This is a genomic window from Nitrosomonas nitrosa (assembly GCF_003051105.1).
GTDB classification, from domain to species: Bacteria; Pseudomonadota; Gammaproteobacteria; order Burkholderiales; family Nitrosomonadaceae; genus Nitrosomonas; species Nitrosomonas nitrosa.
The window spans coordinates 1-24805 of the sequence record NZ_QAOO01000013.1 but is presented as its reverse complement, the minus strand read 5'-3'; the positions used below and the strand labels follow the sequence as shown (position 1 = coordinate 24805).

The following is a 24805-nucleotide window of genomic DNA, read 5'->3' as shown; positions in this document are numbered from 1 at the left end:
AATGAGTGCTGTACTGCAGAATCTTGTAAATCAGCCATACAAACATGGCTTTGTTACAGAAATAGAATCGGATGTAGCGCCCAAAGGACTTAACGAAGATATCATCCGGCTGATTTCATCCAAGAAAAATGAACCCGAATGGTTACTGACGTTCAGATTACAAGCCTATGAAAAGTGGCTCAGTATGAAAGAGCCGCAGTGGCAGAACGTCAAATTCCCCAAAATTGACTATCAGTCCATCAGTTACTACTCGGCTCCCAAACCCAAGAAAAAACTTGCTAGTATGGATGAAGTCGATCCAGAGTTACTCCGTACCTTCGAAAAACTAGGGGTACCCATGCACGAGCGAGCAGCGCTAGCAGGTGTTGCCGTGGATGTAATTTTCGACAGCGTATCGGTTGCAACTACCTATAAAGAAAAACTTGCGGAGGTAGGCATTATTTTTTGCTCTATCTCCGAGGCTGTTCGCAACCATCCAGAATTAGTAAAAAAATATCTTGGAACGGTTGTACCTGTTGGTGACAATTTCTACGCTGCACTCAATTCGGCTGTGTTTACGGATGGCTCTTTTTGTTACATTCCGAAAGGCGTCAAATGCCCGATGGATTTATCCACTTATTTCCGGATCAATACCGAAGGATCAGGGCAGTTTGAACGTACGCTGATTATTGCCGAGGAAGGCGCATCTGTTTCCTATTTGGAAGGTTGTACCGCTCCCCAGTTCGATACCAACCAACTGCACGCAGCTGTCGTTGAGTTAATTGCATTGGATAATGCTGAGATAAAGTACTCAACCGTTCAGAACTGGTACGCAGGTGATGAAAATGGAATTGGTGGAATATACAACTTTGTTACTAAACGAGGTTTAGCAAAAGGTGTTAACTCACGCATTTCTTGGACTCAAGTTGAAACAGGATCTGCAATTACCTGGAAGTATCCTTCATGCATTTTACGTGGCGAAAATTCGGTCGGAGAATTCTATTCAGTTGCCGTAACCAATAATCTTCAGCAAGCTGATACGGGTACCAAAATGATCCATATTGGCAGAAATACACGCAGCACAATTATCAGCAAGAGTATTTCGGCTGGCCGCTCAAATAGTAGCTACCGCGGACTAGTTAGAGTCACACCTACTGCTGAAAATGCACGTAACTATTCGCAGTGCGACTCGATGCTCATAGGTGATCAATGCGGCGCCAATACTTTCCCTTACATCCAGGTGCATAACAACAGCGCCAAAGTTGAGCATGAAGCTTCGACCTCAAAAATAGGTGAAGATCAACTTTTCTACTTCATGCAACGCGGTATTGGTACCGAAGAAGCGGTATCAATGATCATCAATGGATTCTGTAAAGAAGTATTCCAGCAACTTCCCATGGAATTTGCCGTTGAAGCAACGAAATTACTCAGTTTTAAATTAGAAGGAAGCGTCGGATGATCGAACAAAACAGCAGAACACTCCTTGAAGTTCAAGATTTACATGCCAATGTAAACGGCATTGAGATACTAAAAGGTGTCAATCTCACAATAAAAAGTGGTGAGATACATGCGATCATGGGACTCAATGGTTCAGGAAAAAGCACATTCGCCAAAGTTTTAGCAGGGCACCCTGCCTATGAAGTAACCGCAGGTACTATTCTTTTCAATGGCCAAGATCTGTTTGATCTGAAACCGGAAGAGCGCGCACGCGCGGGTGTATTTCTTGCGTTCCAATACCCTATCGAGATTCCAGGCGTTGCTAACAATCAATTTTTGAGATTAGCCTATAATACCGTACAGTCCCAACGAGGCAAAGAAGAGCTCGACCCGCTTGAATTCGATGATTTCGTGCGCGAAAAAATGAAATTGCTTGAAATGAATCCAGATTTTCTGGATCGTAGTGTGAATGAAGGATTTTCTGGGGGAGAGAAAAAACGTAATGAAATTTTGCAAATGGCGTTGCTTGAGCCCATGCTCGCCATACTTGACGAAACAGACTCAGGATTGGATATCGATGCGCTAAGAATTGTTGCAAATGGCGTAAACCAGCTTGCCAATAAAGACAATGCAATCATACTCGTGACACATTATCAACGTTTGCTAGATTACATCGTACCGGACTATGTGCATGTGATGGAAGCGGGAAGAATCATTAAAACAAGCGGCAAAGAGCTTGCCAAGGAATTGGAAGCGCGCGGCTATGATTGGATAAATGCCAAAAGCCACCATAATGCCACAGGAGTCCAGGTATGAGTACCATGACCAGCAATGGTTATCTCGAGAATTTGGTCCAGTCGTGGCAGCGGCCGCCTGCTGCTTCATCAAATTGGCTCGATCAGCTGCGCGCCAATGCAATGGAAAGTGTCGGCACGCTCAGAATGCCAACAACAGGAGATGAAGAATGGCGTTTTACTGATATTTCGCCGCTTAACCGCCTGCCATATCCCGCGGCTTACCCTACAGCAGAATTATCCCTTTCTGCTGGGGAACCCTATTATCTCGCAGAAACCGCCCATCGTTTGGTATTCGTAGACGGTCAATTCGCGCCCGAACTTTCCAGTATTGGTGATACCACAGGTATCGTTGTAGGCAGCTTATCTTCACTCATGGCAACCCATGGTGAGAAAATCGCACACAAGCTAGGTAACTTAGCAGAATATCGGAACGATATCTTTACTGCATTGAATACTGCCTTTCTGCGTGACAGTGCCTGCATTATCGTTCCACAGCATGTATCTGAGACAGCACCGATTCATCTGCTATTTATTGCTAACCAAAAAGCAGTGACCAGTTACCCACGATGTTTAGTAATCGCTGAATCTGGCAGCAAAGTGAGGATCTTGGAAGATTACATCGGTACCGAGAAAGATGCTTATGTCACCAACACCGTTGTTGAAATGAGTCTTGGCAGTAATGCGCACGTCGAACATATTCGTGTTCAACGTGATAATCAGCAGGCTTTTCATATTGGAAACTGTACTGTATCACTTGCCCCTGCAAGTCAATATCATTCGATCAGCATCACTCTCGGAGCTTTTATCTCACGCTATAACTTGAATATCCTCTTGAATGGCGAAGGTGCCGAGTGCACAGCAGACGGTTTGGCATTGATTTCTGATCAACAACTTGCAGATACCCATACTTTCATTGATCACGTAAAACCGCATGGCAAGAGCCGGCAGCTCCACAAATGTATCGTTGACGGCATGGCACACGGTGTTTTCAATGGAAAAATCATGGTGCGCCCCCATGCGCAGCAAACTGATTCCTCGCAACTGAGTCGTAATCTCTTACTGACCAATAAGGCTCGTGTCGATACTAAACCGCAACTTGAAATATTTGCTAATGATGTGAAATGTGCTCATGGAGCAACAGTGGGTCAACTCGACAAAGAAGAAATATTCTACCTACAGAGCCGTGGTCTTTCTGATCTCGCTGCACGGAATTTACTTACTTATGCATTTGGTGGCGAAGTGATTGATCGCATTTCGATCCCTTCGCTTAAGAAACAACTTGAAGGCATTGTACTTGCAAGAACACAGATTTCCTGAAACATGAAAATTGTTGACGCTTTATTGAATACGAACACTTTCTCCCCTTCCGAGCTCGCAACACGCTATCGTGCCGACTTCCCGATTCTTGATATTTGCGTAAATGATAAATCGCTTGTTTATCTGGATAATGCCGCATCAAGTCAAATGCCCCAACAGGTCATTGATCGCTTGGTACGCTACCAGACGGCACAACATGCCAATATTCATCGGGCGGTACATTATCTTTCCGAAGTCGCCACACATGAATACGAAACTGCGCGACGTTCATTGCAGCATTTTATTAACGCACGAGAAGATAGAGAAATCATTTTCACTAGCGGCACGACTGAGTCGATTAATTTAGTTATGCATGGCTACGGCCGCAAGTTTATTCAGCAAGACGATGAAATCATACTGACCAATCTGGAGCATCATTCGAACATTGTGCCATGGCAAATGCTCGCCGAAGAAAAAGGCGCAAGGATACGTGTCGTGCCCATCAACGATGCTGGCGAGCTTTTAATTGAGGAATACGAAAAGCTCTTCAACTCCAGAACGCGCTTTGTCGCAATCACTCATGTCTCAAACGCGCTAGGCACGATCAATCCAATTAAAAACATGATTGCCTTTGCCCACATGAAGGGCGTGCCTGTGTTAGTTGATGGCGCTCAAGCTGCTGCCCATATAAAAATTGACGTGCAAGATCTTGATTGTGACTTCTACGCTTTTTCTGCTCACAAAATGTGCGGTCCTACTGGCGTTGGTATTCTGTATGGGAAAGCACATTTATTGGAATCCATGCAGCCTTTCAAGGGTGGGGGCGACATGATCGCTTCAGTTACTTTTGAGAAAACAACTTATAACACTATCCCATATAAATTCGAAGCAGGTACGCCACCGATTGCCGCAGCGATCGGATTCGGTAGCGCGATTGAATATTTATCAAAAATCGGCATGGATACAATTGCAGCTTATGAGCATGAATTGCTCAGTTACGCAACCGAGCAGCTTGAGGGGATGCCGGGGGTTCGTATTATTGGCAATACGCGCACAAAAGTAGCTGTCATATCGTTCACAATCGAGGGTGTACATCCACATGATGTCGGCACACTTCTCAATCAAGAAGGTATCGCTGTACGTACAGGTCACCACTGTGCACAGCCCATCATGCAACGCTACAATATACCCGCCACTTCACGTGCTTCATTCGCTTTTTACAATACCAAGGCCGAGGTTGATGCGCTGGTGGCAGGTATTCAATCTGTACAAAAGGTTTTCTCATAATGAATTTGAAATCAATTTATCAGGAAGTCATTCTTGATCACAATCGCAAACCACGTAACTATGGAACGCTTGATGATGCCAATCATCATGCCTTAGGGCACAATCCGCTTTGCGGCGATCGTATCGAAGTGGCCCTGCATCTGGAAGGAGAAAAAATTGATCGCATAGCGTTTCATGGTGAATCTTGCGCAATATGTAAAGCATCTGCCTCGATGATGACTGCTAACGTCAAAGGAAAATCACGCGCAGAAGCGGAAACACTGATTAAGGAATTTCGAGAAATGGTCGTGGGCGATCTTGATCTTGAAGGACCGCATCATCTCGGTAGACTTGCGGTATTCGCGGGTGTCCGTGATCTGCCCACACGTGTCAAGTGTGCAATTCTACCATGGCATACACTGCATGCTGCTCTGAATTCCGTAGCTATGGCCTCGACCGAGGCAACGGAAAATTCGGCACAAACCGCAACCAATGCTTAACTAGAATAAAGTTATTTTGCATTATTAGTATTCAATATAATAATCATCAAAATGCCTAAAATTACTGAAATCGAAGGAACCCCTAATCCCAACGCACTTAAATTCGTTTTGAAAGAACCGCTTACTTGGGGAGTAAGTCATTCTTACGATAGTGCTGAACAAGCAAAGGATGATCCTCTTGCATCAGCGTTATTTGAAATCGATCATGTAACCAATGTATTTTATGTCGACCGGTGGATTACCATCACCCAAGATGGTGAGGCTGATTGGCAAGACCTCGCGCGTGCTGTTGCTGATCCAATTCGGGCTGCACCTGCAGCCAATGCGCAATCCGCCGAAACAGTTGCCGCAGCAAACGAAATTTTGGCCGGCTTAAGCCCTGAAGATCAAGAACGGCTAGAGCGCATCAATATCTTGCTCGATGAAGAAGTACGCCCCTACTTGCAAAATGATGGCGGCGATCTCCATATTCTTGGTTTGGAAGGGAATATTCTAAAAATTCATTATCAAGGCGCATGCGGCACCTGCCCAAGCTCTATTTCGGGCACGCTCAGAGGGATTGAACGTCTTCTGAGAACCATAGAGCCTGATATTCAACTTATTTCTGCTTAGTGTTCTTTTCTATTTGAGAAATTTAGAAGCACCCTTAGGGATTCGGTACTGGAAAATTTGTATCATCTCATCCTTGAGATAAGGAAAGCATTTGACGTCAATGCGTTGGGATAACTATACCTTTGTATAGCCATCCTTCCCCTGCATAAAGTATTTATGAGAGATGCATTACATACCAATCCATGGCCTGCTTAAGTCCCTGACCAATGCGGTGTGTTGGCTCGTAGCCCAGTAACCTATAGGCCTTGGAAATATCTGCTTGAGAATGACGCACATCCCCTTTACGGAAATCCACGTAGGTGGGCTGATGATTTTCCAAATGGGGGAATCGTTCAATCAGCAAATCACGCATCATTCCGTAAAGCTGATTGAGGCTCGTGCGCTCATTGAGGGCGATATTGTAAACCTGGTTGATCGCTTCAGGTTCATTAGTGAGTGCTGCAAGTAAATTTGCCTGAATCACGTTTTCTACAAAACAGAAATCGCGACTGGTCTCTCCATCTCCATTGATATAAAGCGTTTTGTTACGGATCAAAGCGGCAATCCACTGAGGAATCACAGCTGCATAAGCGCCGTTGGGGTCTTGCCGTGGGCCGAAAATATTAAAATATCGAAGCCCTATAGATTGCGTTCCATAGCAACGGCCAAATACATCCGCATATAATTCATTCACATATTTTGTTACGGCGTAGGGAGAAAGCGGCTGCCCAATGACTGACTCAACCTTTGGCAAACCAGGGTGGTCTCCATAAGTGGAACTTGACGCAGCATAGACAAAGCGTTTGATATTCGCATCACGTGCCGCCACTAGCATGTTGACGAAACCAGAAATATTATTTTCATTCGACTGGATAGGATCTTCGATTGAACGAGGTACAGAACCTAGTGCAGCATGATGCAGAATGAAATCAACATCCTTGCATGCTGCCGAGCAATCACGAAAATCGCGAATATCCCCCTGAATGAATCTGAAATTTGACCAGACATGCTGTCCAACCGCGGCATTCACTTGATCCAGGTTATGCTGATAGCCCGTCGAAAAATTGTCTAGCCCAACCACGACTTGGTCTAATTTGAGTAAAGCCTCAAGTAAATTTGAGCCAATAAAACCCGCAACGCCAGTAATCAACCAGCGATACGGTTTCTCTTTTAAAGCTTGCTGAAGCTGCTGATATTTTGTCATTCGTTGATATTTTTCGTTAAAAAACTTAGAGCCGCCACACGCTCAAACCTGCTTTGCGTAACAACTGTTCATCAAACTGAGATTTGACGTCGATAAAACATCCCTGCTCCACGATCTTAGATTGAAGCTCACCGAGCGGTTTTTGAATAAGCTCCTGATGCGATACTGCAACAATCATTGCGTGCGCTTGCGGTAACTGATCCCACGGTTGAAGTTCAATACCATATTCATGCCGTGCGTCCTCAACATCGGCGACCGGATCATGAACAAATACCTCAACCCCGTAATCGCATAATTCTGAAATCACATCAACCACTTTAGAATTTCTCAAATCAGGACAATTCTCCTTGAAAGTCAACCCAAGTACATTGACTTTTGCCCCTTTTACATTAAAGCCTGCTTTGATGATTTGCTTAATTGTCTGCTCAGCGACAAATTTAGCCATATTGTCATTGATTCGGCGCCCCGCCAGTATAACTTGTGGCATATACCCCATCATCTCCGCCTTATGCGTAAGATAGTAGGGATCGACGCCAATACAATGGCCACCCACGAGGCCGGGCCTGAAAGGTAGGAAATTCCACTTGGTACCTGCTGCTTGCAAAATTTCCAAGGTATCGATTCCTAGCTTGTCAAAAATTATCGCTAGCTCGTTCATCAAGGCAATGTTCAGATCGCGCTGTGTATTTTCGATCACTTTGGCCGCTTCTGCGACTTTAATGCTCGATGCACGATAAACACCTGCAGTAACCACCGATTCATATAGCCTGGCAATTTTCTCTAAGGTTTCAGGTGTATCGCCAGAAACGATCTTAGTAATGGTGGTAAGCGTATGTTGCTTATCCCCAGGGTTGATACGCTCCGGAGAATAACCCACAAAAAAATCTTTTTTCCATTGTGCGCTGGAACATTTCGCCAGGACGGGAATACACACCTCTTCCGTTGCACCTGGATAAACCGTAGACTCATAAATAACCGTCACGCCATGTTTCATGTGTTTACCGACAATTTCACTCGCACTTGCGAGTGCTGCAAAATTGGGTTGATGTGCAGCGTCAACCGGTGTTGGAACCGCAACAATAATATAGTCTGCCTGGGAAAGTGCGGCTGGATCGGATGTGACCATCAGCTGACTCGCTTCTTGAAAGGCTGCTGATGGAACCTCGCCCGTTGGATCGATATGACGTTTATAGCTTTCAATTTTACTTGTTGACAGATCGAATCCAATCGTTTGCTGTTTTTTTCCAAACTCAACAGCAAGAGGTAATCCTACATATCCTAAACCAACTACAGCAACTATAGACATACGCTATCCTTTTATACACAAATTTTTTCGCTCAAAGTTATCGTGTTTAAATTATTGAGAAATACTCTCTAGGCTATGAATCAGGCCTGACAAAATAAGCAACCAAAGCGTATCATCACTAGAGACCAGAGTGCACCTAAATCAAACCATCAAATGACTGTCAATTCCACAAATTCAATTTTTGCTTAGATGTGTTATAACTAAGTTGTCAGAACGAATCAACAAGTAATCTCACACGGACGATATATTTTCTAAAACAGAGCTGGCCAACGCGAATTAGAGGAATAGGGGAATGAATACCTTAAGTAAAAGTACCACGAGAAAGAAATTATCAACAGTTCTTGTTTCGATCGCTCTTGTCATCTTCACGATAACTGCCTGTGGCAATACGAAAGATGTTGAAACGCTTATTACTGAGGCAAAACAACACCAGCAAAAAGGAGACGATAAGGCGGCGATTATTCAATTAAAAAATGCACTCCAGCAAGATCCTGACAACCAAGAAGTACGCTATCTTTTAGGTACCCTCTACAACAAGACCGGTGACCCACATTCAGCAGAAAAAGAACTCAGCAGAGCGATAAACCTTGGAATGGACCCAGCAAAAGTTTTGCCTGACTTAGGTCAAGCGCTACTCAATCTAGGGCAATTCCAGCAAGTGTTGGATAAAACTGAGGCACTTCCTGAAGATGCCAATTTGGCCGAAATTTTGGTTATTCGGGGAAATGCTTTACTTGCCCTCGGTAAACTGGAAGATGCTAAGACTCATTTTGAGCAAGCTCTTAACGAAATACCAGATTTTCCTGATGCCCTTATTGGTCTAGCTAAATATTCTTTCTCTCAAAGAGATATCGAATCTGCCATGCATTTGGCAGACCAAGCAATCGCAAGCCATCCAGAAAATACTAATGCTTGGTTTTTTAAAGGCGACCTGCTGCGTGCGCAAGGAAAGGTTGATTCTGCTAGCGAAGCCTATGATCAAGTCATCAAATTAAAACCCGACCATATTGCAGCCTATATCAATCGCGCTTCTATTGCCATTGGCAAGCGAAATTTCGACGCAGCTCGCACCGATTTAGAGACAGCACGCAGAATAGCCTCGGGCAATCTGCTAGTCATGTATACCCAGGCATTACTTGATTTCACTGAGGGGAAACACGCGGTTGCACTAGAAACGATCCAAAAGGTATTGAGCGCAGCCCCTGACCATATGCCAAGTGTGTTATTAGCCGGCGCCACCCAATTTTCACTGGGATCGTTATTACAAGCCGAACAACATGTAAGACGCTACTTGAGAGCTGACCCAAACAATCTTTATGCGATAAAACTAATGGCTTCGATTCTATTAAGAAATCGTCAAGCAAAACAGGCTATCGAAGTCTTGACCCCGGCCTTACAGGTTATCCAGCAGGATCCTCAATTGTTTGCATTGGCCGGAGAAAGTTATATGCAGGTTCGGGATTTTACCAAGGCAACCGAATATTTTGAGAAAGCAAATTCACTTGCACCGGACAATGCCGCACTCCATACAGCATTAGCCCTGAGTAAATTAGGCCAGGGCGACCGGCAAAGTGCAATCAATGAGCTGGAAACCGCAGTTGATCTCGATACACAATCTTCCCGAGCAGGCGTACTGCTAGTAATGGCTCACCTACAAACGAGAGAATTTGATAAAGCCCTATCAGCCGTGGAGGAGCTTGAGAAAGAACAACCCGACAACCCCGTTTTCCATAACTTAAAAGGGGGTGTTTATCTTGGTAAAAATGATCTAGCCAGCGCACGTGCGAGTTTTAATAAGGCGCTTTCGCTTCAACCAGATTATTTTCCAGCTGTATCGAACCTCGCCAGGATTGATATGCAAGAAAATAAACCAGATGTTGCCAAAAAACGTTTCGAAGACATCCTGAAGAAAGACAAGAAACATATTCAGGCGATGAATGCGCTGGCCGGTATCGCGCTATCACAAGGAAAGAATGATGAAGCAACGGCTTGGTTGGAGCGTGCCCGTAACGAAAATCCAGGCGAGATCCAGCCTGCCTTGCAACTGGGAGCGCATTATTTACGCATCGGTGAAAACAAGAAAGCACTCGATCTCGCCAAAAGACTACAAGGCATACATTCTGACAACCTCCCTGTCATTGAGCTACTCGCGCAAGCTCAATTAGCCAACGATGATAAAGCAGCCGCTCTTGAAAATTATCAACGACTTGTTGCCAGGCTACCCGATTCACCAACCGCACATTTTCGTGTTGCCTCCCTCCATGAAGCAATGCAAAACCCACGAGCCGCCGCGGATGCACTTAAAAGAGCATTGGCTTTAAAGCCAGATTATTTGGAGGCACAAATAGCGCAAGCTAGGCTAGAAATTAAAAATAATAACCTAGATGGCGCACTCAAGCTTTCCAAGGAAATCCAGAAACAGCATACCCAGTCACCAGCAGGCTACGAACTGGAAGGAGATCTGTTGATGCAGCAGAATAAATTCACTCAAGCGATCGGTGCCTACGAAAAAGCATTTTCACTCAACAAAACTAATCAACTAGTTATCAAGCAGCATGCAGCGCTTAATCAAAGTGGGAAAGAAAAGCAAGCAAATGACCGATTAACGAAATGGTTGAATGAAAACCCAGCCGATTCGGCAGTTCGACTCTACCTTGCTGGCACTTTACTTGCGAAGAAGCAATATGATTCCGCCATCCAGCATTACCACATTATCCTGAAAGACCATCCTGATCATGCGGCAACACTCAACAATCTTGCTTGGGCATATCAGCAAAAGAAAGATCCCGCTGCGCTCGAATATGCTGAGAAAGCATATCAGCAAGCTCCTGAGAGCCCCGCCATCCTTGATACACTTGGATGGATCTTGATTGAGCAGGGTGAGATAAACAGAGCGCTTCCTCTTTTGCAAAAAGCAACTTCTCTTGCACCTAATGCCGCAACAATTCGTTATCATTACGCGGTCGGCTTATTTAAATCAGGTGATAAAACCAATGCAAAAAAAGAACTTGAGCAATTACTCGCCTCTGGACAGTCTTTCCCAGAAATAGAAGCTGCAAAAAAATTATTAAAAGAATTGTAAGCAATCGCTACCACAACCCCATGCTCGGGTAATCATGCTCAGTATCAAGCTAGAAGACTCAAGAGGTCGGACGGATTACCCGAGATCGTCGCCACAGTATATAAAAATCGTAAGAAGAACCCATCTCTTCAATTTTCTTTTGCACGCCATAGCATTCATCTACTGACTGCTATTGGCGTTTGTATGCATAATAAAGCTTGCTCGTAATTAGTTTCCATATAAAAATTAGGTATTTTAAGAGCCAATGGAACCATGAGTCATCAATGCCCTGAATGCGGAAGCGATCGTATTCATAGATCACGTCTCAGACCAGGCGAGCGCACTGTTTTGAATTGGCATCTCGTACCATTCCGCTGCCAAGACTGCAAAGCACGCTTCTGGATACAGAACCGTGATATATACCTTGTCGCGGCTTTTCTGCTCAGTGGGATCTTTTTGTTAATCGCTTTTGTTTGGGTCATTGTTCCATTCGATGAAATCGCGGTCAGGAACCCTTCTCTTGAATCTGAGCATGCGTTAGCGGTTGGGAAGACTGATCATCCACCCATTTTAGGTACAGAAATCTTTGCAAATACCCTGCCTGGAGAGCAGGAAAATCAAACAGCCATAGCAAACTCGATTAGCGAGCAGAATTTTTATGCGGCACCACCTGATGTTGCCGATCACAGACTCTATACTGTTCAGCTCTATCTTGAAAAAGCGATGAAAGGAAGCGCCGATGCGCAATATCAGCTTGGCTCGCTTTATTTGACAGGAAGAGGAACGCTGCAAGATTTTCAGGAAGCAGCCAAGTGGTTTTCATCTGCTGCGGAACAAAATCATGCGCCTGCACAATATCAATTAGGTTTACTCTATCATAAGGGTCTGGGTGTTGATCTTGACAATGAGAAAAGCTATATGTGGCTTAACTTAGCTGCCGCTGCAGGCATTGAGCAAGCAGCAGCAGCCCGAGACAAAGTCATGCATTCCCTTAGCACAAAACAGCTCGTTCAAGCACAGAAAGCATCGCGAGACTGGCTTGCCAGCCAACATAAACGCTATTCCAAATGAAGGTAGTGTTCAATGCATCAAACTAAACATTGATGAGCAAAATACGTAAAAAAAGCTACCGACAAATAACGGTAGCTTTTTCTTCTAATGGAAAAGTAAGAAATACCCGAAACAGCAAAATCACACAGCTTTAACCATATCTTCTACCACTTTCTTGGCATCTCCAAACACCATCATGGTCTTTTCCATATAGAACAAATCATTGTCAAGACCAGCATACCCTGCTGCCATGCTTCGCTTGACGACGATAACAGTCCGTGCCTTATGTGCATCGAGAATTGGCATGCCATAAATAGGGCTGCCAGGTACGTTTGCTGCCGGATTGACGACATCGTTTGCGCCTAATACCAGCACGACATCGGTATTGGAAAAATCACTGTTTATTTCTTCCATTTCCAGGACTTGTTCATAGGGTATCTCCGCTTCTGCCAGCAAAACGTTCATATGGCCAGGCATACGACCCGCTACAGGATGAATGGCAAAGCGCACGTTGACCCCCCTTTGATGGAGTACTTCTGCAAGCTCATTGACAGCGTGTTGTGCGCGTGCAACGGCTAGACCATATCCAGGAACAATGATAACGCTATCTGCATTGCTCATCAGGAAGGCTGCATCATCCGCGCTACCGCTACGGTATGATTTTTGTGTTCCATCCCCAACTGTCTGGCTTCCACCATCGCTTCCGAAGCCACCCAGTATCACAGAAAGAAAAGGACGGTTCATGGCCTTACACATGATGTAAGACAAAATCGCACCTGAGCTACCCACGAGAGAACCCGCAATGATCAACATCGGATTACCAAGAGAGAATCCAATACCCGCTGCAGCCCAGCCCGAATAAGAATTCAGCATGGATATCACAACAGGCATATCCGCACCGCCGATTGGGATAATGATCAGAAAACCGAGCAAGAATGCAATCGCCGTCATTGCAATAAATGCGGTCCAGTTGGTGGTTTCGCTAAAGAAAAACCATAAGCCAAAACCGATCATGACAAGCGCGAGGAGCAGATTGACCATGTGCTGGCCAGAAAACACGACCGGAGCGCCGCTCATGCGACCGGAAAGCTTTAGAAATGCGATGACGGAACCTGACCACGTCATCGCACCGATAAACGTACCCAGAAACAATTCCAACTTACTCCCCGTCGGTAATATCTCCGGCAAGCCGAATGACACAGGATTGTTGACAGCCGCGATTGCAATGAATACGGCAGCTAAACCGACCAGTGAGTGCATGAAAGCAACCAGCTCGGGCATAGCGGTCATTTGCACGCGCTGCGCCACAATTGAACCGATGATTCCACCGATCGCAATACAACCCAAAATTAATGCCCAATTCTCGGTAATCGTCAACGTGGTACCCACAGCAATCGCCATCCCTACCATCCCAAACACGTTGCCACGTCGGGCGGAAAGAGGTGAACTTAGGCCTTTCAGTGCCAGAATGAAAAAAACCGCTGCAACCAGATAGGCCAGCGCAATTAAATCAGCAGACATTTAGGCATTTCCTTTTTTATCTTTTTTTCTAAACATTTCCAGCATACGCTGAGTGACCAGAAAGCCACCGAATACGTTGATGGAAGCTAAAACAACCGCCGCAGCGCCAAGCCAGACACCCCAATCAGTCTCAGCAGGTCCTGCCGCCAGCATTGCGCCAACCAGAATAATACTTGAAATAGCGTTCGTTACAGACATCAGTGGTGTATGTAGAGCAGGCGTTACATTCCACACCACGTGGTAGCCAACAAACACTGCCAATACGAAAACCGTAAGATGAATTATCGTTGGATCAATTTCACCAATCATGTTTGTTCCTCTTCAATTCGTTAACTTTATGAAATCGAGGCGGATGTTAAAACACGTGTCACGCCTAATCTGATCTTGTTACTTGACCACTTCACCACCCATACAAATGAGTGTTCCCGCTATGATCTCGTCTTCACGGTTAATGTTGAGTTCCCCATTATTTGCATCGAGCATTAAATTAAGGAAATTCATAAGATTACGCGCATACAGCGCACTCGCATCGGCAGCAACCAAACCGGGCAAATTTGCAATACCGATGAGATGGACACCATGTTTAACTACCGTCTTATTCAATTCCGACAAAGGACAGTTTCCACCTGCTTCGACGGCCATATCCACGATTACCGAACCTGGTTTCATTGCTTGAACCGTCTCTTCCTTGATCAAAACAGGCGCAGGGCGTCCAGGTATCAATGCTGTTGAAATAATAATATCTGCAGCAACGGCTCTTTCATGAATCAACTCACCTTGCCGGCGTTTGTAGTCATCCGACATTTCAGCCGCATAACCTCCAGCAGTTTCAGCCTTAGCTTTTTCTTCTTCAGTAAGCGGAACCTCGACAAATTTAGCACCGAGACTCTCAACCTGTTCTTTAACTGCTGGACGTACATCAAACGCTTCAATCACTGCGCCCAGCCTTTTAGCTGTTGCAATTGCCTGCAACCCAGCGACACCTGCACCCAGCACCAATACTCGCGCAGCTTTCACCGTGCCAGCGGCCGTCATCAACATCGGAAAAAATTTCTGATAAACATGTGCGGCCATAATAACCGCCTTATATCCTCCAATATTTGCTTGAGAGGACAAGACATCCATGCTTTGCGCACGCGATATACGCGGTAATTTTTCCATGGCAAATGCAGTAACACCCTGTTTTGCCAGTGCTTCGATCCCTTCTGCTTGATGAGGCGACAGTAAACCAATCAGAACTGCATCTTTGCGTAACATGACAAGCTCGTTTGCTGCCGGGCCACGCACTTTAAGGACAACTTGTGACTGACTGTATAATTGCGAAACGTCGTCAACGATCACTGCGCCGGCTTCTTGATACGCAGCATCGGGAATACTTGCACCAGCACCTGCACCAGATTGGACCAGAACAGTATGAAAACCCTTGGCAGTATATTTTTTAACCGTTTCCGGTGTAGCTGCTACACGTGTTTCTCCCGCATAAATTTCTGCAGGTATGCCTATGTGCATCGATTATCTCCCTTATTTTTTATTCAAACTTGAAAAAAACCTAATGCTTTGCATAATTTACTTTGAATGTACGATTATAATTGAAACTCGATAAATGCATTTACTTGATTGAAGTCATCGTGTAAACGGTTTATCTTCTAATTGATCGTTAATCTCGTTTTTTTGCGGCATCCAGGCTTTAACAAAAACGCTGAAAATCGTTTCCTTTATATTCAATTTAAATTTTTTAAGCAACGGTTGAGCCATTGACTAGTCAATTTTTCCTGCGTGCTATTTTGTCTCAAGCGCGATGACAAGCTACCAAAATCGACCCAGTCGAGTGGCTGATCCTGATTGAAGCAAGAGAAAATATAGGTGACTTCACCTGTTTCTGGATCCTTATGCGGCTGCAAACACTGGGCACAAATTTCCTTCATCATGCACTGCATCGGTGAGTTGATCGAACCAATGGCAAAGTGGTTCTCCTTTAGAAAAGGTTGAAGCTGGTGATGTCGCGCATAACCCACCGCCGCCATCATTCTGTCCGATCCAATGGCAATGATACGATCCGCTTCTGCTAGCGGTATCGGTTGGACACCCAACGCTCCACTACCATAGGCCACCATCGCCTGCACGATATTACCGACGAAACTAAAATCCCCGGGTCTCGATGGCTCAAACCCTGGCGCTTCATCACAACACCAGATGACCGTATCGGCTGCCGCTTCAATTTCAGCGACTTTATAACGATCAACTAATTTTTTGTAACCTGCAAAATATAAAACACGGCATCCAGCCGCTCGGGCTGCTGCGCCGATTGAGAACAAGACCGCATTGCCAAGTCCACCGCCAACCAGGACGATCGTCTCATCGTGCAAAATCTCAGTAGGTGTCCCAGTTGGCCCCATCAGCACCACGGGCTCTCCTGGTTTGAGCAAAGTGCATAAGTTTGCCGACCCTCCCATTTCCAACGCGATCAGTGACACATGGCCATTGGCATTGTCTACTGATGCGCCAGTTAAAGCGATACCTTCCATCGCAAGCCGGGTACCGCCAACCTTGGGCGACAACGTCATAAAATTCTGGAAACGATAAAACTGCCCTGGATGAAAATGTTTCGCAGCCATAGGCGCACGTACGACCACTTCGATGATATTAGGGGTCAATCGCTCGACTTTATGTACGGTTGGTCTCAATTGATGATTCATTTCAGCAAAAAATTGCGCATTCAACTGCGTTGAAGCCGGCGCAACTTGCGCCAGCACGCGGCTCACCACGGGATACCCTTGCTTGGCACTTGCCATAGCTTTGACTACATTCCCCGAATAGGACGGATGCAAATCGCCGAAGAAACTGATAAAACGCCCATCATCACACTGGCTCAGCAAGACGGCAATTGACTCCGGTTTAGGATTGCCTTTCGACAAGCTTACCGGGTTGCCTTGATCATCACAGGCAGCAAAATATCGTCCATCCAACTTGAAATATTTTTCATCTTCTCGAGCGAGCACGGTGTTCGGCTGAGTTCCTGCCGCCACCAGAATCGCACGCGCAGGCAAATCGACTTCCCTAATTTTTTGCCATTTCCCCGCTTCATCCATTGACTGGACAGAGAATCTGATCGATTGTGCATGCTCCCATTGATCAACGTCCACCCGCAGCGGTGTAAGCCCTTCAGCAAACCAGATGCCTTCCTCTAATGCTTTCTCGACTTCTTCATGGTTCAAGGTATAAGAAGGACTATCGATCAATCGCTTGCGGTATGCAATAGTTGCCCCCCCCCATGACTGTAATAGTTTCAGGATATCGGGCGGGCGTCCCTCATGGGCCGCTTGTGCGCGCTCTGCACGTATTGCCCGCGCATGCGACAGGAATTCTTCAGCGATTTCCCGCTCTTCATCGTCCCAGCTATTACGTACAGTCGCCTCACCCTGCTCTGAAACAAGTACTTCGTAACGCTGCAGGAATTTCTCGACCTGTACTGGATAATAGGCTAAAGCCTCCGTTGCGGTATCGATCGCAGTCAACCCGCCACCAATCACGACCACGGGTAAGCGTAACTGCATATTGGCAATCGAATCGGCTTGTGCTGCACCGGATAATTGGAGCGCCATCAAGAAATCTGAAGCAGCGCGAACGCCACGCGCGAGCCCGTTCGGCAATTCCAGCACTGTCGGACGACCGGCACCCGCAGCCAGTGCGATGTGGTCAAAACCCAGCGCGAGTGCATCATCGACCGTCAGCGTTCCACCGAAACGTACTCCGCCATAAAGCGCGAACTCGGGTCTCCGCTCCAGCAAAAGGCGGATCAATTGAAGAAAATTTTTATCCCAGCGTACGGTAATACCATATTCAGCGACACCGCCGAACCCGCCTGGAATACGTTCGTTCAAATCAACGCGCAGCATATCGGTATGACGAATCGCGTTAAAAGGAATACGTTCTCCATGCAAGCCGACTCCCGAAATTTCTGCTGGCAGCGGTTCAATTTTGAGACCATCGATTCCCACCACGGTATGACCGTCATTCATCAAATGATGTGCGAGGGTATAGCCAGCAGGTCCCATGCCTACCACCAATACTTTTTTGCCTGTCGAAGGCTTAGGCAAAGGCCTGCGTAAATCGAGTGGATTCCAGCGCGTCAACAAACTATATATTTCGAACCCCCATGGCAACTCGAGTACGTCTTTGAGTGTACGGGTTTCAGCTTGCGGGATATCGACTGGATCCTGCTTCTGGTATATGCACGATTTCATACAATCGTTACAAATACGATGCCCTGTGCCAGCACACATAGGATTATCCAACACGATCATCGCTAAGCTGCCAACTGCCACACCATGTGATTTGAGCTTATGAAATTCAGAGATGCGCTCTTCCAGAGGGCAGCCGGCCAACAAGGCACCGAGTTCACTTCGCTTGAAAGAGGGCGGTTCGTCTACGTTCTTTGACTTGACGATATACCCCTTCGAACAGGAATCCTTGCCTTGCTCATGGCACCAAATACAATAATTGGTTTCATCGAGCGCCCCCACCAAATCGGTACCCTTATCTGTCAATGAAAACCCTTCCCGATGACGCAGATGCTCGAGTCGGTGCACGGTATACCCCGCCTGCTCATCGGTCGACAGGGACAGTAAATGCAAATAATCAAGTTTTGCAGGAGATTTAAATAGCACACCTTGCTGAGTATGCTTTTGCCCTTCGCTGGTGCGTAGTGCCCATGCTGCATAATGTAATGCATCATTCAAGCGTGTCGCATTACTGGCTTCATCCTCTAACCATCGTGATACGTTCTTTGCAAACACCAACTCCGAAAATGGTTCGCCAAATTCGGCTGCAAGCCTCTTTTCCAACGCAAAGCCGTCGATTGTTTGTAATACCTCTTCGCTTACTTTCGTTTTTGCGCGGCGCTGCACAAATTGCCGCTTGCAAAAATAAAGCGGCGCAAGTTCATGGTGGCGTGCCGCTAAAGCACGTACTTCTTTTTCTATACTAAATAACTGTGCGATAAAATCTTCTAACCAAGGCGCCAGGTCGATCAGAAAAGCAGATTCATCTTTAGGCGCCAATCCATCAGGATGCAAACGCGCATGATCCAAGCGAGCACGCAACCCTGCATCCCCTGTTTGCAAAAAATCAAGAAAAGCTTGATCCAGCTTAACCAAACCATCACGGCAATACAAATCCTCAAACGCGATACCAAACTTAAGATCAGGGGTTACGCTTTCTAGCGATGGTTTGCTAAGCATTGATGCTGAATTCGTCATAATTGTTCGTTGAAATTTTTTCTAGATATGAAATAGTGGATTGGGTCAGGGAGATGCACCGTCCGATCAAATCTGAATCAAGCTGATTCGGCAATAAGCTGATACAAACTCCCTACATCGCAACTATCAATTTGTTAGCCGCTAGAAACATCGCTAGCAAATCATCCCAGCCGCAACGGTATTGTTACTCGTTTCATCGATGAGAATGAAGCTACCGGTAGCACGATTCCGCCTATAGTCATCCATTACAATGGGTTGCAGTACCTTCATCACTACCCGAGCAATATCATTCATTTTCAAAGCATCCGTCGATTCATGGTTGAGCGTGTTGACATCGACGCGATAGTCGATCTGGCTGACCAATCCTTTGACCATGCGCGTTGTATGCTTGATGATATACTTGCGTCTTGGATCAAGCGGCTGTTCAGATAGCCAGCAAAGTATCGCAGCAAATTCCTTTTTGATTTGGGGCTGCTCACCAGCTTTTACCAACATATCCCCACGGGAAATATCCAAATGATCCTCAATAGTCAATGTGACCGATTGGGGGGCGAATGCTTCCTCATAGGTATCTTTAAATAGCAGGATTTCCTTGATGTGCGAGGATAGACCGGAAGGCAGCACCGTTACTGGATCGCCCACACGGATTGAACCTGACTCGATCCGTCCCATATAACCACGGAAATCATGTAATTCATCAGTTTGAGGACGGCAGACCCACTGAACGGGGAAGCGAAAATCTTCTGTATTGATATCATGTTCGATATCGATATTTTCCAACAAATCCAGCAATGTCCTGCCTTCATACCAGGCAAGGTGATCACCTCTTTCCACCACCATATCCCCATTCAGAGCAGACATCGGAATATACGCGATATTGGTTAAATGGAGTCCCTTTGCGAAGGCGGCAAAATCGTTACATATTTGCGTAAAAACTTCACGCGAATAATCAACTAAATCCATCTTGTTGACTGCCACGACCAAATGGGGGATACCGACCAAACTGGCTAGATAAGCGTGTCGGCGGGACTGGGTAAGCACCCCTTTGCGTGCATCGATCAAGATGATCGCTAAATTAGCGGTGGATGCGCCCGTAACCATATTCCGCGTATATTGTTCATGCCCAGGCGTATCGGCAATGATAAATTTGCGTTTGGGCGTGGCAAAATAGCGATAGGCCACATCAATGGTAATCCCTTGCTCACGCTCAGCTTGCAAGCCATCGGTCAATAAAGAAAGATCGACGACCTGCAATCCGCGCTTGTTTGAGGTACGCGCAATAGAACTTAACTGATCTTCAAAAATCGATTTCGAGTCATGCAATAAGCGTCCAATCAACGTACTTTTTCCATCGTCGACACTTCCTGCTGCAATAAACCGCAACAGCTCGGCACGATCGAGTCCTACATTTTCAACTACTGACATTTAATCAATAACCTTTACAATTGATGCTTTTATATAAGAAACGGCGCTTATCTCTCTAGTGATAAACTTATCAGAAATACCCTTCTTTTTTGCGTAATTCCATCGAAGCATCTGATGTTTGATCATCCATACGTGTAGCTCCACGCTCAGTAATGCGCGTCATCGCGGTTTCAGCAATAATTTCACTCACATCCTTTGCTTGAGAAGCAACTGGGCAAGTACAACTCATATCACCAACAGTCCGGAAACGTACCATCATTTTCTCTACACGTTCACCTTCTTTGGGTTGCACCAAATGAGATACCGGCAGTAAGCCCGTCTCACGAGGTATCACCTCCCGCCAATGTGCAAAATAAATCGAAGGTACTTCTAGCTGTTCGCGATCGATATATTCCCATACGTCTAATTCAGTCCAATTACTGATAGGAAATACACGAATGTTCTCTCCAGGGTGGGTTCGCGTGTTATAAATACTCCAAAGCTCGGGACGCTGATTTTTCGGGTCCCATTGTCCAAATTCGTCGCGAAAAGAAAAGATGCGCTCCTTGGCGCGTGCTTTTTCCTCATCACGACGCGCGCCGCCGATACAAGCATCGAATTGGAATTCGGCAATTGCATCCAGCAAAGTGATTGACTGGAAGGGATTGCGGCTTTGATTTTCAGAGCGCAGCACGACCCTGCCTTTCTTGATGGAATCTTCCATGCTACGGACTATCAGGCGTTCACCAAGCTCTTCAGCACGACGATTTCTAAATTCGATGACTTCGGGAAAATTATGCTCTGTATCAATATGGAGCAGCGGAAAAGGGAAGCGACCGGGTCGAAAGGCCTTTTCTGCCAATCGCAACAATACGATGGAATCTTTCCCTCCGGAGAACAATAATGCGGGATTAGTACATTCAGCTGCCACTTCCCGCATGATGTGTATCGCTTCGCTTTCCAATGCATCCAAGTGTGTAAAAGTTCGATGGCTCATTCTTCTATACTTCTAATAAATTCAACATGTTTTATTTTATTGAGGCAACTTTGCCTATATGCAAGCCACATTCCTTGGATTCAGGATTCTCCCACCACCAGCGCCCTGACCGGACATCTTCCCCAGGGGTAACTGCGCGGGTACAAGGCGCGCAACCAATACTCGGATAGAAGCGATCATGCAATTTGTTATAAGGTACATCATGCTGCTTGAGATATGCCCACACTTCGGCATTGCTCCATTCACAAAGTGGATTAAATTTCTGCAGATTATTTTCAACATCAAACGAGGATATCGTCAAACTGTCACGTGTTACCGCCTGCTCACGCCGCATTCCCGTGATCCAGGCTCGTTTCCCAGCCAATGCACGGCGAAGTGGCTCTACTTTGCGAATAAAGCAGCAGCGTTTACGCAGCTCGACACTTTGATAAAACCCATTGGGGCCGTTCTGAGCGACATAATCTTCAATCGCAGCCGCATCAGGGAAATAGACATGAATGTCCACACCATAGCGATCTCTCACTGTTTGCATCAGATCATAGGTTTCCTGTGGCAAGCGGCCCGTATCCAGCGTAAACATAGCTATAGCGGGATAGTACCGTGCAATCAAGTCGGTCAACACCATATCCTCAGCACCCAGGCTATTGGCCAATACAGCGGGCATATAATCCCGTTCAATCAGCTTCATCAAGTCGTGGAGCTGTTCAACCTTCGGCGTTATATCCAATTGATTCATCTATTTCCCATTAACATCAAAACTTCTACTAGGCCGTGGCCGACTGCGATACTTTCTGATATTGCACCGGTTCGACCATGCCCTGAGGCAGTGAGCCGGTCAAATCAAGTTGACTGTTAAAATTAGTACAAAACTCAGCTACTTCAACAGTCCATGCATCCAATTTGGCATACCACTCTGTCAATACGGCATCATTCAACTCATGGGCGGGACGTGCAAATTCTTGAGCAAGCTTTGCCAATGTGATGGACAAATTCGGTTTAGTTGGCAAGACACGTTGCAATTCTTCCGCTTGCTCTTGCAAACTTTCGCATTTCTGGCCACCTACTAATTGGCTCAATCCTTGACCAATCAAACGAGCGATCTCCTCCGCACATTTCACAGAGTCCTCGAATTTACGCTGAAATTTGAGCGCGTTACGATAATTACGTTCGTTTGCAGCATCAAAGAAAGCCGTGCCGATTTGCAATTGTTTCGCACCTGCACACTCTCCCCCACCTAACTGCAACACTTTGAAATCATCACCCTGGCCATGATCGCGTAATACCGATTGCAGATCCTCTTGCTTGACTTCGACGATGTCAGCCAACAATTCAGCGAAATATCCCTGCCCTACACGCCGTGTCCAATTAAAAAATGTTTCATCCGCTTCACGATTTGTGGCATAGGCTGATCTTACCCTCTCCACAGCGACTTCAACACGCGCACTTGGCACGGATGGACCTTTGAAAGCCAAACCACCATTCGCCATGCCATTACCACCAAAATACATCTGATAATGAGGTACCAGCTTACCGTACATACGCTTGCCTTCACCGTAAATTCCAATATCCCCACTTTCTGGCTGAGCACAGCCATTATGGCAACCCGAAACACGGATACGCAAATCATCGTTTCCACCCGATAATTTACCCCCGAGCGTCGGACTGGAAGTGATGCCTAAACGACAAGTAGAAGTTCCGGGGCATGCCACAACATTATCACCCGCTTTTGGCAAGCCCAGACCGAGGCCAGACAAGGTTGACTGGATAGCCGCCACATGCGCTTGCGGCACATCAACCAGCATCAGATTTTGATCTTGTGTCGTTCGAATTTCCTGCAAATGATATTGCTTCAATATCCCTGCAATACCACGTATTTGCTCAACAGTTAATTGTCCAAGCTTCACACTGATGGGCAAAACAAACAATCCAGTTTGCTTTTGTGCAAACAGTGCACGGGGCGCGCCTGGACCCGGCACTTCGCTATCCACTCCGCCCGTCCAAATGCCTTTGGGATAATCCTGAGTGGCCAATGCTTCCTTGACGCGAGCGAGTTCTTCCCGATATTTTTCGATGAACCCTTCCACACCAAATTTATCGACTAAAAACTTGATACGCGATTTCGCGCGTTTTGTCCGATCCGAGTATTTGTTATGCAGGGTGAGCACAGCCTCTATCACCAACAGCAGATCTTTTTCTTCGATGAAAGATTCAACTGTGATCGCTTCGTGAGGCTTATGCCCAAGCCCACCTCCTACCAGTACTTTAAAGCCGAACTGCGCCCCTTGTCTTACCGCGACTACGCCCAAGTCATGGATCATTCCTTGTGCACAATCCGATTCACAGCCAGAAAAACTGATCTTGAATTTACGCGGCATCAATTGATTCAGCGGCTTGCGCAAAAAATGCTTAACAACGCCGTTGAGATGTTCACTGATATCGGTATGTTCACGCGGACAAACACCCGTCAAAGGGCAAGCCGTAACGTTCCGTATCGTATTTCCGCACGCTTCGCGCGTCGTTAATCCCCCCTTCGCTAGGTGGCGCATCACCGCTGGCGTATCCGCCAAGGGCACATAGTGCAATTGGATATCTTGGCGAGTGGTGATATGCGCCTCCCCATGGGGCACATAGTTCTCCAGCACGTCAGCAATCGCATTCAATTGCATGGGGGTCAACCGTCCACCCGGAATCTTGATACGCACCATGTTGACACCTTCCTGGCGCTGACCATAAATCCCCATTTGTAAACGGGTAGCGGTAAAACGATCGACATCCATACGCTGCGCAAAGTAATCCTGCAATGCTCGATCGTAGGTGTCGATTTCCTCATCATTAGCGAGATCGGTTAAATAATTCATCCTATTTCTTCTCTCCGTAGTTTTTTACCACACTAGCTTGCTGCCAATGAGGATAAAAAATATTTAATAATTTTATTGCTATTTTATCCGATATCTACCTTCTGGCGTTAATAGTTATGCCTCGTCAGAAAAATTCGTGGGTAGTTTTAGGCACAGGTAGTTCGCCAAGGGTATGATACAGAGCAATTTCAGTAGCATGAAAGGTTCGAAAGCCATAGGCTTTTCTCGTAATCAGTTTTGCTTTGGTATTGAAACCCTCGACAATTCCGCTGGAAAACTG

19 protein-coding genes are annotated in these 24805 nt (G+C 46.0%); 8 read left to right on the top strand and 11 right to left on the bottom strand.

All coding sequences use genetic code 11. The features are described 5' to 3' along the window. Position 1 precedes the first annotated feature (1 nt). Genes sufB through C8R30_RS08800 form a run of 6 tightly spaced genes read left to right on the top strand, consistent with a single transcriptional unit; the run spans position 2 to position 5887 of the window. Positions 2-1438 carry a Fe-S cluster assembly protein SufB gene (sufB, locus tag C8R30_RS08825; protein WP_107783884.1) on the top strand — a complete coding sequence of 479 codons (1437 nt, stop codon included), beginning with the start codon at positions 2-4 and terminating at the stop codon, positions 1436-1438. Further along, positions 1435-2232 (top strand): Fe-S cluster assembly ATPase SufC, encoded by a 798-nt coding sequence (sufC, locus tag C8R30_RS08820; protein WP_090666868.1) that lies wholly within the window; start codon positions 1435-1437, stop codon positions 2230-2232. The genes sufB and sufC overlap by 4 nt, the downstream gene beginning before the upstream one ends. Further along, on the top strand, positions 2229-3530 hold the full coding sequence (sufD, locus tag C8R30_RS08815; RefSeq protein ID WP_107789961.1) for a Fe-S cluster assembly protein SufD: 1302 nt from the start codon (positions 2229-2231) through the stop codon (positions 3528-3530). Before sufC ends, sufD begins: the two co-directional genes overlap by 4 nt. A 3-nt stretch (positions 3531-3533) precedes the next feature. Beyond that, complete coding sequence (locus tag C8R30_RS08810) at positions 3534-4796, top strand: cysteine desulfurase (protein ID WP_107789960.1); 1263 nt, start codon at positions 3534-3536, stop codon at positions 4794-4796. Continuing rightward, positions 4796-5275 (top strand): Fe-S cluster assembly sulfur transfer protein SufU, encoded by a 480-nt coding sequence (gene sufU / locus C8R30_RS08805; RefSeq protein ID WP_090666862.1) that lies wholly within the window; start codon positions 4796-4798, stop codon positions 5273-5275. The genes C8R30_RS08810 and sufU overlap by 1 nt, the downstream gene beginning before the upstream one ends. A gap of 51 nt (positions 5276-5326) precedes the next feature. After that, positions 5327-5887: a NifU family protein gene (locus tag C8R30_RS08800; RefSeq protein WP_090666860.1), complete on the top strand. Its 561-nt coding sequence runs from the start codon at positions 5327-5329 to the stop codon at positions 5885-5887. A gap of 154 nt (positions 5888-6041) precedes the next feature. On the opposite strand, the gene C8R30_RS08795 is transcribed toward C8R30_RS08800, so the two are convergent. Then, the gene (locus tag C8R30_RS08795) at positions 6042-7070 is read right to left on the bottom strand and encodes an NAD-dependent epimerase/dehydratase family protein (protein WP_107789959.1); all 1029 of its coding nucleotides are present in this window, start codon (positions 7068-7070) and stop codon (positions 6042-6044) included. Positions 7071-7095: 25 nt separating this feature from the next. Then, a complete protein-coding gene (locus tag C8R30_RS08790) occupies positions 7096-8376 on the bottom strand; it encodes a nucleotide sugar dehydrogenase (RefSeq protein ID WP_090666857.1) in 1281 nt (426 codons plus the stop codon). Between the two features lie 292 nt (positions 8377-8668). On the opposite strand from C8R30_RS08790, the gene prsT reads away from it, so the two are divergent. Then, positions 8669-11458 (top strand): XrtA/PEP-CTERM system TPR-repeat protein PrsT, encoded by a 2790-nt coding sequence (prsT, locus tag C8R30_RS08785; RefSeq protein WP_090666856.1) that lies wholly within the window; start codon positions 8669-8671, stop codon positions 11456-11458. A 252-nt stretch (positions 11459-11710) separates the two neighbouring features. After that, the gene (locus C8R30_RS08780; RefSeq protein WP_107783880.1) at positions 11711-12508 is read left to right on the top strand and encodes a tetratricopeptide repeat protein; all 798 of its coding nucleotides are present in this window, start codon (positions 11711-11713) and stop codon (positions 12506-12508) included. A gap of 120 nt (positions 12509-12628) precedes the next feature. Here the strand turns inward: C8R30_RS08780 and C8R30_RS08775 are convergent, their stop codons facing one another. The 9 genes from C8R30_RS08775 to C8R30_RS08735 all read right to left on the bottom strand — a co-directional run. Next, entirely contained in the window at positions 12629-14008 is a 1380-nt protein-coding gene (locus C8R30_RS08775) for an NAD(P)(+) transhydrogenase (Re/Si-specific) subunit beta (protein ID WP_090666854.1), read from the bottom strand. After that, on the bottom strand, positions 14009-14317 hold the full coding sequence (locus C8R30_RS08770; protein ID WP_090666853.1) for an NAD(P) transhydrogenase subunit alpha part 2: 309 nt from the start codon (positions 14315-14317) through the stop codon (positions 14009-14011). A 78-nt stretch (positions 14318-14395) separates the two neighbouring features. Next, positions 14396-15517, bottom strand: coding sequence for a Re/Si-specific NAD(P)(+) transhydrogenase subunit alpha (locus C8R30_RS08765; protein ID WP_090666851.1), 1122 nt, complete (start codon positions 15515-15517; stop codon positions 14396-14398). Positions 15518-15729: 212 nt separating this feature from the next. Further along, the gene (locus C8R30_RS08760; protein WP_107789958.1) at positions 15730-19266 is read right to left on the bottom strand and encodes an FAD-dependent oxidoreductase; all 3537 of its coding nucleotides are present in this window, start codon (positions 19264-19266) and stop codon (positions 15730-15732) included. Between the two features lie 153 nt (positions 19267-19419). Next, positions 19420-20691, bottom strand: a complete 1272-nt coding sequence (cysN, locus tag C8R30_RS08755) for a sulfate adenylyltransferase subunit CysN (RefSeq protein WP_090666847.1) — start codon at positions 20689-20691, stop codon at positions 19420-19422. A gap of 70 nt (positions 20692-20761) precedes the next feature. Continuing rightward, positions 20762-21667, bottom strand: a complete 906-nt coding sequence (cysD, locus tag C8R30_RS08750; RefSeq protein WP_090666845.1) for a sulfate adenylyltransferase subunit CysD — start codon at positions 21665-21667, stop codon at positions 20762-20764. A gap of 31 nt (positions 21668-21698) precedes the next feature. After that, positions 21699-22403: a phosphoadenylyl-sulfate reductase gene (locus C8R30_RS08745; RefSeq protein WP_107789957.1), complete on the bottom strand. Its 705-nt coding sequence runs from the start codon at positions 22401-22403 to the stop codon at positions 21699-21701. Between the two features lie 28 nt (positions 22404-22431). After that, the gene (locus C8R30_RS08740; protein WP_107789956.1) at positions 22432-24525 is read right to left on the bottom strand and encodes a nitrite/sulfite reductase; all 2094 of its coding nucleotides are present in this window, start codon (positions 24523-24525) and stop codon (positions 22432-22434) included. A 124-nt stretch (positions 24526-24649) separates the two neighbouring features. Further along, the coding region (locus C8R30_RS08735; RefSeq protein ID WP_143068222.1) for a transposase at positions 24650-24805 on the bottom strand (156 nt) is incomplete at its 5' end.

Coding starts and splice junctions, on each gene's coding strand:
- cysN (WP_090666847.1), bottom strand. CDS start 20,691: ATGTCAGTAGTTGAAAATGTAGGACTCGATCGTGCCGAGCTGTTGCGG.
- sufB (WP_107783884.1), top strand. CDS start 2: ATGAGTGCTGTACTGCAGAATCTTGTAAATCAGCCATACAAACATGGC.
- C8R30_RS08790 (WP_090666857.1), bottom strand. CDS start 8,376: ATGTCTATAGTTGCTGTAGTTGGTTTAGGATATGTAGGATTACCTCTT.
- C8R30_RS08800 (WP_090666860.1), top strand. CDS start 5,327: ATGCCTAAAATTACTGAAATCGAAGGAACCCCTAATCCCAACGCACTT.
- C8R30_RS08770 (WP_090666853.1), bottom strand. CDS start 14,317: ATGATTGGTGAAATTGATCCAACGATAATTCATCTTACGGTTTTCGTA.
- C8R30_RS08775 (WP_090666854.1), bottom strand. CDS start 14,008: ATGTCTGCTGATTTAATTGCGCTGGCCTATCTGGTTGCAGCGGTTTTT.
- sufU (WP_090666862.1), top strand. CDS start 4,796: ATGAATTTGAAATCAATTTATCAGGAAGTCATTCTTGATCACAATCGC.
- cysD (WP_090666845.1), bottom strand. CDS start 21,667: ATGAGCCATCGAACTTTTACACACTTGGATGCATTGGAAAGCGAAGCG.
- sufD (WP_107789961.1), top strand. CDS start 2,229: ATGAGTACCATGACCAGCAATGGTTATCTCGAGAATTTGGTCCAGTCG.
- C8R30_RS08810 (WP_107789960.1), top strand. CDS start 3,534: ATGAAAATTGTTGACGCTTTATTGAATACGAACACTTTCTCCCCTTCC.
- C8R30_RS08745 (WP_107789957.1), bottom strand. CDS start 22,403: ATGAATCAATTGGATATAACGCCGAAGGTTGAACAGCTCCACGACTTG.
- C8R30_RS08740 (WP_107789956.1), bottom strand. CDS start 24,525: ATGAATTATTTAACCGATCTCGCTAATGATGAGGAAATCGACACCTAC.
- C8R30_RS08795 (WP_107789959.1), bottom strand. CDS start 7,070: ATGACAAAATATCAGCAGCTTCAGCAAGCTTTAAAAGAGAAACCGTAT.
- C8R30_RS08780 (WP_107783880.1), top strand. CDS start 11,711: ATGAGTCATCAATGCCCTGAATGCGGAAGCGATCGTATTCATAGATCA.
- sufC (WP_090666868.1), top strand. CDS start 1,435: ATGATCGAACAAAACAGCAGAACACTCCTTGAAGTTCAAGATTTACAT.
- prsT (WP_090666856.1), top strand. CDS start 8,669: ATGAATACCTTAAGTAAAAGTACCACGAGAAAGAAATTATCAACAGTT.
- C8R30_RS08760 (WP_107789958.1), bottom strand. CDS start 19,266: ATGACGAATTCAGCATCAATGCTTAGCAAACCATCGCTAGAAAGCGTA.
- C8R30_RS08765 (WP_090666851.1), bottom strand. CDS start 15,517: ATGCACATAGGCATACCTGCAGAAATTTATGCGGGAGAAACACGTGTA.